This window comes from Vibrio sp. 10N.222.52.B12 (assembly GCF_002875385.1).
GTDB lineage: Bacteria > Pseudomonadota > Gammaproteobacteria > Enterobacterales > Vibrionaceae > Vibrio > Vibrio jasicida.
The window spans coordinates 1-8,259 of record NZ_MDAW01000055.1 but is presented as its reverse complement, the minus strand read 5'-3'; the positions used below and the strand labels follow the sequence as shown (position 1 = coordinate 8,259).

The following is an 8,259-nucleotide window of genomic DNA, read 5'->3' as shown; positions in this document are numbered from 1 at the left end:
CCTTATCTGATCTACATTGCCCAATCTTGGGAGCTTTTTTATTTCTTCGATTGATGCACTTACAACCCCCTCCAACTCCCCCTTTATCGACTTGAGTTGCTTCGCATTTGAATACGGCGATTAAGGGGGAGGGCTATTCTTTGCTAACTTAAGATCGCCACTCCTCTACTGACCCTGCGAATGCTAATAGTACACAATGGACTAACCTCGGATGTAGAACCAGTCCCTCCCCTTTGACTCGGGGTGTTGAGAGCTTAGATGCCAAATACAAGGGCAGGTTAGGAGGGGTTGGTACATTGAACTGTTGCTTGTGAACTTGCAACTCCCCCTTTATCGACTTGAGTTGCTTCGCATTTGAATACAGCGATAAAGGAGGAGAGTTATTCTTTGCTAACTTAAGATCGCCACTCCTCTACTGCTCCCGCGAATGCTCATGGTGCGCAATAGACTAACCTCAGATGTAGGACGAGTCCCTCCCCTTTGACTCGGGGTGTTGAGAGCTTAGATGCCAAATACAAGGGGAGGTTAGGAGGGGTTGGTACATTGAACTGTGGCTTGTGAACTTGCCCCCACCAGCTCTCCCTTTTATTGACTGAAATTGCTTCGTGTTTGGACGCGGCGTTCATGGAGGAGAGCTATTCTTTGCTAACTTAAGCTCGCCACTCCTCTACTGACCCTGCGAATACTAATAGTGCGCAATGGACTAACCTCAGATGTAGGACGAGTCCCTCCCCTTTGACTCGGAGTGTTGAGAGCTTAGACGCCAAATACAAGGGGAGGTTAGGAGGGGTTGGTACATTGAACTGTGGCTTGTGAACTTGCCCCCACCAGCTCTCCCTTTTATTGACTGAAATTGCTTCGCATTTGAATGTAGCGATAAAGGGGGAGAGCTATTCTTTGCTAACTTAAGATCGCCACTCCTCTACTGACCCTGCGAATGCTAACGATGAGCGATGGATTGATCTTGGATGCGAGACCAGTCCCTCCCCTTTGGCTCGGGGTGTTGAGAGCTTAAATGCCAAATACAAGGGGAGGTTAGGAGGGGTTGGTACATTGAACTGTGGCTTGTAAACTTGCCCTCTCCTACAGAAAACTTATCCAGCCGCTTTGCGCTTCTCTTTAGTGACCAGCCAACACATCAACGAACCAACCGTTACCATTACGACTCCTTGCCAGAAGCTGTGGCTTAGAGTGACACCCAGAATAATCGAAGAAAACAGAGCAGAGAAAATCGGCGTAAAGTAAGACAAGGTTGCGAGAAACACCATATTGCCGCCAACAATCGCGATATTCCACAACCCATAACCACCAGCCATTAAAGCTGCAGAAGCCACTAAGTACCCCATCGCTTCCCAACTGAATGCCATTGGCGGCTCATCAGTAAAGGCGTATTTGATCCACAAAGAGATGGCTGTCGCGATAAAGAACAAAGTAATCGCGTTGTGCTTCGATTGTTGTCTTTGAGTCAGATTGCAATACACAGCCCAGATGACTGCGCCTGCAAATGCCATGAAGTAAACAATCGGATTGCTGCTGATGTTCGCCAATAACTGCGTTGGCGATAAACCGTTATCACCACTGACCGTCCAAGCGACACCAATAAATGCCAACATAACTGCCGGGTACAGTAGCCAGTTCGGCTTTTTGTTACTGCCCAATACCGCAAACAAAACCGTTAGTGCCGGCCAGAGATAATTGACGATCGAAACTTCAATCGCCTGAGAGCGAGAATTGGAATAGCCCAATGCCAACGCGAGGAAGATCTCGTAGCAGACGAACATCGCCCCACCGAGAACCAAATACTTGGGTGAGAAATACGACAGTTTTGGAATGCCAACCACAATCAACAGAAAAATGGAGCTCAGAGAATACAGCATGGCTGATCCGCCCACGGGCCCTAGACTTTCTGTCACCAATCTTGCGATGCCTAGCAAACAGCTCCAAGAGAGAATGGCGATACAACCATAAAGGGTGAAACGAAACTGATAGGATTGCATATTATCTATGTGACCTACTGCTCATGAATGCTAAAGGAAACTGCAGCTTAACTCAAAAATGATCCGCTTCAACGTACTCTTTTTCCAAAATCGGTATAAAAACCACTCTATTAAGCGGTTGGAGTCGATATGAAACATTTTCTGCCTTCGAGTGTCATGCTGACACCGTTTGTTGTGCGCTACTATGAGGAAGACGACGAAAGTGAAAACGTTGAAACACATTTGGAAACGCATGGTCTAGATAGTGAAGAACAATCTAAGGAACGCTCAGAGTAAAGGAATCCAATCATGAAAAAAGTCGCAGTCATTTTAAGTGGTTCAGGCGTTTACGACGGTTCTGAGATCCACGAAGCAGTATTGGCGCTCTACGCCATCGAGAAAGCAGGTGCAACTTGGCACTGCTTTGCACCTAACATTGACCAACTCCACGTCATCAATCACCTAACTGGTGACGAAATGGATGAAACACGCAACGTCTTGATCGAATCAGCTCGTATCGCTCGCGGTAACATTGACGATGTCGCCAAACTTAACGTTGATGAATACGATGCCCTACTGCTTCCCGGTGGATTTGGTGCCGCGAAAAACTTAACCGACTTCGCCGTCTCAGGCGCAGAGTGTTCGATTAATACTCACGTCGCCCAAGCGTGTCGTGCATTCGCTCAAGCGGGCAAACCTGCAGGGTATTTATGCATCGCACCAACTATTATCCCGATGATTTACGATCAAGGTGTGAAAGGCACCATTGGTAACGATGAAGCCACTGCAGCAGCATTCGGTCATATGGGGGGGGAGCACGTCAATTGTCAGGTGGATGAAATCCATTTCGATGAAAAACACAACGTGCTTTCAACACCAGCTTATATGTTAGCGGAGAATATCTCCCAAGCCGCGTCAGGCATTGAAAAACTAGTAGATAAGTTAGTTAAAATCGCCTAAATCGAAAACGTTTGCTTAAAACACACCATACGAATCCCCATTGATAGACTACATATTAATGGGGATTTTTTATACTTTAGTCGAATTGAGAGATAAACCGTACGAATCTTGTTATTTTTGCCAATCGTTTGCGTGATAAATGAGATATTTCAGCTACGTTAAGTAGGTGTTGCACCACCTCACTGTGCAACAAGACTATCATCACACTTTCAGCCCTCAAGATACCCCTAAGGGGTTAAACTTGTTCTAGATCAATCTAAATCAAGAACGGGGTATGCAAGAGTAAATGACAGATTAAGAAAGATTATTAAAAATAACGACGGAGCAATCCAATATGACAAGTGCATTTTTTATCCCTACCGTAAACCTAATGGGCGCTGGTTGTCTGAAAGACGCAGCAGACAGCATCCAATCTCAAGGCTTTAAAAAAGGTTTGATTGTTACGGATAAGATTCTTAACCAAATCGGTGTAGTAAAGCAGGTTCAAGATCTACTAACAGAACGCGATGTAGCAACTGTTGTGTTCGATGGCACTCAACCAAACCCTACTATCAGCAACGTTAACGACGGCTTGGCACTTCTTACTGATAACGAATGTGATTTCGTTATCTCTCTAGGCGGTGGTTCACCACACGACTGTGCGAAAGGTATCGCACTTGTTGCCTCTAACGGCGGCAAAATCGCAGATTACGAAGGCGTAGACCAATCTGCAAAACCAATGATGCCACTTATCGCAATCAACACGACTGCGGGTACTGCATCTGAAATGACGCGTTTCTGCATCATCACTGACGAAGAGCGTCACATCAAGATGGCTATCGTTGATAAGCACACAACACCGCTTATCTCTGTAAACGATCCAGAGCTAATGCTAGCTAAACCTGCTTCGCTAACTGCGGCAACAGGTATGGATGCGCTAACTCACGCGATTGAAGCTTACGTATCTATCGCGGCAACACCAATCACTGATGCGGTAGCAATCAAAGCGATTGAGCTTATCCAAGCTTACCTACGCACAGCCGTGAAAAACGGTGAAGATCTAGAAGCTCGTGAACAAATGGCATACGCACAGTTCATGGCGGGTATGGCGTTCAACAACGCGTCTCTAGGTTACGTACACGCAATGGCACACCAGCTAGGTGGTTTCTACGACCTTCCACACGGTGTTTGTAACGCGATTCTTCTACCTCACGTACAGCGTTACAACGCGCAAGTATGTCCTGAGCGTCTACGTGATGTAGCAAAAGCAATGGGTGTAAACGTAGAAGGCATGCCTGCTGAAGCAGGTGCAGCGGCAGCAATCGACGCTATCGTTACTCTAGCGAAAGATGTGGGTATCCCAGCAGGTATTAAAGAGCTTGGTGCGAAACTAGAAGACATCCCAACACTAGCAGATAACGCACTTAAAGACGCTTGTGGTTTCACTAACCCTAAACAAGCAACTCACGAAGAAATCTCTAAGATCTTCGAAGAAGCGATGTAATCTCGCTACATAAACAATTCTCTAGCCTTAATTCAATCCCCGATCTCGTATCGGGGATTTTTTTACATTCTTATACAATCCATGCTCTGCAAAACGTTCTCTTTTAGTGTTAGCTTTTAAGCATTAATACGATTCATATGGAAGGAACCATGAGAACGATTGCTGCAGCCCTACTCGCTTGTTTATCCTTTTCTGCCAACGCTGCCGAATACCGCGCCAACGAAGTGGCGAATGGATTTCAGATCCCTTGGGGGATCGAGTTCTTAGATAACCATCGCGTTATCGTCAATGAAAAGAACGGTACGGTTTCGTTGCTGGATATCACCACAGGCAAACCTCAAAAGCTGTTTAACGTCCCCGATGTGAACACCAGTGGGCAAGCTGGCTTATTGGATGTCGCGCTCGCACCGAATGCCGATACGCAAAACCCGCAACTCTTCTTTACCTACAGCAAGCGCACGAGTAAAGGCAATACGGTGGCGTTAGCGACGGCGCAATTGCAAAACAATCAGCTTGTAGGTTGGAAAGATCTCTTTGTTGCTGATGCCATCACCGACACAGGTCGCCACTACGGCAGTCGACTTTCATTTATTGACGACAAAGTTTACTTCTCAATCGGTGACCGTGGCGAACGTGATAATGGGCAAGACACTCAAACCCATGCTGGCAGTATTCTTCGACTCAACCTTGATGGTTCGGTTCCGCAAGACAACCCTTTCAAACCTTCCGAAGCTCGCCCTGAGATATGGAGTTACGGGCACCGCAACCCACAAGGCATGTTTTACGACGAAACGACAAAACAGCTGTGGTCGATCGAACATGGGCCACGCGGTGGCGATGAAATTAATCTAATCAAGAAAGGCGCGAACTACGGCTGGGCAAAAGTCTCTCATGGTAAAGAGTATTGGGGGCCGTTGGACGTCGGGGAAGCTCAGTCGTTACCGGGAATGGAAGATCCCAAGCTGGTATACATCCCTTCTATCGCACCAAGTAACATGATTTTGTACCGTGGCGATAAGTACCCTGAGTTGGACGGAAAAATCCTCGCCGGTGCATTGAAACTGGCGCACATCAACGTGGTTTCTATTGAGAATGGCAAGCTCACCGAATCAAAAAGATTGATGGAGAATCTTGGTGAGCGAGTAAGAGATATAACCATCAGCCCCGATGGTTATATCTACTTTTCTACCGACAGCGGCAAAATCTTTCGTCTTGAGGAGAAATAGCTTTCTCTTAAGAGCTAGTCAGACAAAGCTCGCTCTTTAAACTTACTGCCACCGTTTCATTGTCAAAATTGAGCGTCATGGTCGAGCCCAATGGAACGGTAAGCATTGGGTGAGTATGGCAGCTATCAAAGTCATACAAAATCGGTAGTGGTTGACCGTTAAGCATTTCTAGCAACACGTCTATAGGTGCTCGTCCTGTGCCTTTATCGTTGAACTTTTCATGCTTGCCGAGCACAATCGCACCAACTTTATCAAACACGCCAGAAAGCTTGAGCAGCGCAAAAGAGCGTTCGACCATTTCAATGCCCTGCAAACAATCTTCCACCAGCAAAATATCGCCTTGTTCGATACTCGGCATAAACTCACTTGCCCAGATGCCCGTCATGGTATTGAGGTTGCCGCCAATCAAACGCCCTGTGATCTTGCCTTCACCTTTGAAGTGCCACTGGTTTTGCAAGGTTTGCTTTGCGCGGTCTTGTTCGCCCCACTCTATCCATTCATCTGTCCACCCTTGAGGCGTTGTGTATTGATGCTCCAAGCCGACTAATGTATTCACTATCGATTCGAACGAAACGAATGTTTCGTCCACCAATGGCGGAAATTCACCTAGTGACGCCACCAAAGCAGGACCATAGAAAGTAACGATGCCAGTTTGTGCGTAAATACCCATGAGCAGGGCCGTCACATCCGAATAGCCAACAATGATCTTGGGATCCTTCTTCAGCGCTTCGTAGTCGATGTAAGGTAGCAAAGAGTTACTGTTGTAACCGCCAATGGTCGACATAATACAGCGCACTTCGGGATCACGAATCAGCGCATTCAATTCTTCTACTCGCTCTTGAATCGAACCCGAGCGATATTGATCAGTTTTACCCGTTAAGCAGCCTGCTTTTAGCTGGTAACCATGTGATTCCACGTACGCTTTGGCACGCTCAAAACGCGCTGGTGCAAATACCGTGGCTGGGGAGGATGGCGAGAAAAAGCCGATGGTGTCGCCTTTTTGTAATGGTTTAGGAATGATCATGCGCGTCCTTGTTTTGTGATACATGGTTGATTTATTTTCGTACAATCTAAGCAGAAGAATCTAAACTTAACAATAACCTTTTGTTTTTTAAAACGATAGTTCGGTTAAGTTGTACGAGGTCATTATGATTCCATTCCCTTTACAGCTCGATAAAATTAAAGCCGTGGTGTTTGATTTAGACAACACCTTGGTGAGTTCTGATATGAACTTCGGCGAATTACGACAACAGCTAGGTTGTCCGCAGAGTGAAGATCTATTGGATTTTGTCGACGCACTTGAGCACCCTCATCATCGAGAGCACGCTCATAACGTGATATTTGATTACGAGATTTCTGATGCTGAGCAGTCTGCTCCAATGATTGGCTGCCATGAATTACTCGCCCACTTGCATCAAAATGAAATCAAAACCGCTATCGTGACGCGCAACTGCCAAATCGCCACGCAGCGCAAACTAGAGCACAACCAAATCTCTGTGGAGCGAGTCATCACTCGTGAATGCTTCCCGCCCAAGCCAGACCCTTTGTCTTTGCAGGTGTTAGCGAAAGAGTGGCGTTTGATGCCTGATGAAGTGCTTTATGTCGGCGATTACCTTTACGACTTACAGGCAGCGTATAACGCTCAGATGCCGTCTTGTCTTGTGCATCATGGTAATCAAGAAACTTTCAATGACTCAGCCTCGCTGGCGCTTAATGAACTCAGTGATTTATTGAGCCGTTTCGAATCCTTACCACGCAAATAAAGCACACACATAAAACATGCACACAAAAAAAGGGGCACCAACGTGCCCCTTATGACTTATTCCCGATTGTTTCATGCGTTCCCAAGGATTGCTTGGGTGATGCGCTGCTTAGCCTTGTAGGTAAGCGTTAAGCATCCACATTAATTTTTCTTGCTCACGGATGTAGTCACCCATCAATGCCGCTGTACCTTCGTCATCTGCTTCACCCGCGTTTTGTAGAATCTCACGCTGTTTTAGAAGTAGAACGCTAAAGCCTTGAACCAGACCTTGTACACACTCCTCACCAGAAGTCGCGTTTTGATGTTCTTTAATTTCACTTGCTTCCAAGTAGTTGCTGAATGCGTGCGCTGGCGTATGACCCAAAGTTAGAATACGCTCTGCAAGCTCATCGATTTTTGTTTGTAGATCAGTGTAAATCTCTTCAAATTTTACGTGCAGTTCGAAGAATTGCGCACCTTTGATGTTCCAGTGGTAACCGCGAGAGTTCATGTACAACACTTGGTAATGCGCTAGCAGTTGATTTAACTGTTGAGCTAGTTGTGCTGATTGTTCGCTGTCTAGACCAATTAGGCTTACTTGTTTGTTCATAATCTTGCTCCTAGAAGGATGATACCAATCGTAGTAACGAACGATTCTCTTACCGAGATTGGTATAAAGTTTAAAAATTCTTTTGCAGTATTTGCTGCCGATAGAGTCATATTACGACTCCGACTCGGTGAAGAAAATTTGGTTTTAGCTATGATTTAAATAGCTAAATCCAATGAGCAAGTAGACGAATATCGGCGTATCATCCAACAAAAAGCCCCAACCCTTTTTGTGTAAAAAGGATTGGGGCTAATTATATGGTCCGC

8 protein-coding genes are annotated in these 8,259 nt (G+C 46.0%); 5 read left to right on the top strand and 3 right to left on the bottom strand.

Going from position 1 to position 8,259, the window contains the following annotated elements; all coding sequences use genetic code 11:
* Positions 1 to 1,094: 1,094 nt before the first annotated feature.
* Positions 1,095 to 1,997 carry an aromatic amino acid DMT transporter YddG gene (gene yddG, locus BCT11_RS03525; RefSeq protein ID WP_102387156.1) on the bottom strand — a complete coding sequence of 301 codons (903 nt, stop codon included), beginning with the start codon at positions 1,995 to 1,997 and terminating at the stop codon, positions 1,095 to 1,097.
* A 129-nt stretch (positions 1,998 to 2,126) separates the two neighbouring features.
* Between yddG and BCT11_RS28090 the strand changes: the two genes are divergently transcribed.
* The 4 genes from BCT11_RS28090 to BCT11_RS03510 all read left to right on the top strand — a co-directional run bounded on the left by BCT11_RS28090 (position 2,127) and on the right by BCT11_RS03510 (position 5,645).
* Positions 2,127 to 2,273: a hypothetical protein gene (locus BCT11_RS28090; protein ID WP_198593907.1), complete on the top strand. Its 147-nt coding sequence runs from the start codon at positions 2,127 to 2,129 to the stop codon at positions 2,271 to 2,273.
* Positions 2,274 to 2,285: 12 nt separating this feature from the next.
* Positions 2,286 to 2,936: an isoprenoid biosynthesis glyoxalase ElbB gene (gene elbB / locus BCT11_RS03520; RefSeq protein ID WP_005442612.1), complete on the top strand. Its 651-nt coding sequence runs from the start codon at positions 2,286 to 2,288 to the stop codon at positions 2,934 to 2,936.
* Positions 2,937 to 3,270: 334 nt separating this feature from the next.
* Complete coding sequence (yiaY, locus tag BCT11_RS03515) at positions 3,271 to 4,419, top strand: L-threonine dehydrogenase (protein WP_045479330.1); 1,149 nt, start codon at positions 3,271 to 3,273, stop codon at positions 4,417 to 4,419.
* A gap of 149 nt (positions 4,420 to 4,568) precedes the next feature.
* Entirely contained in the window at positions 4,569 to 5,645 is a 1,077-nt protein-coding gene (locus BCT11_RS03510) for a PQQ-dependent sugar dehydrogenase (protein ID WP_102387141.1), read from the top strand.
* A gap of 7 nt (positions 5,646 to 5,652) precedes the next feature.
* Here BCT11_RS03510 and BCT11_RS03505 read toward each other — a convergent pair whose 3' ends face one another.
* Complete coding sequence (locus tag BCT11_RS03505) at positions 5,653 to 6,669, bottom strand: S66 peptidase family protein (RefSeq protein ID WP_102387140.1); 1,017 nt, start codon at positions 6,667 to 6,669, stop codon at positions 5,653 to 5,655.
* Positions 6,670 to 6,793: 124 nt separating this feature from the next.
* On the opposite strand from BCT11_RS03505, the gene BCT11_RS03500 reads away from it, so the two are divergent.
* Positions 6,794 to 7,408, top strand: coding sequence for an HAD family hydrolase (locus BCT11_RS03500; protein WP_005388252.1), 615 nt, complete (start codon positions 6,794 to 6,796; stop codon positions 7,406 to 7,408).
* A gap of 108 nt (positions 7,409 to 7,516) precedes the next feature.
* On the opposite strand, the gene BCT11_RS03495 is transcribed toward BCT11_RS03500, so the two are convergent.
* Entirely contained in the window at positions 7,517 to 7,996 is a 480-nt protein-coding gene (locus BCT11_RS03495) for a Dps family protein (RefSeq protein ID WP_005388254.1), read from the bottom strand.
* Positions 7,997 to 8,259 lie beyond the last annotated feature (263 nt).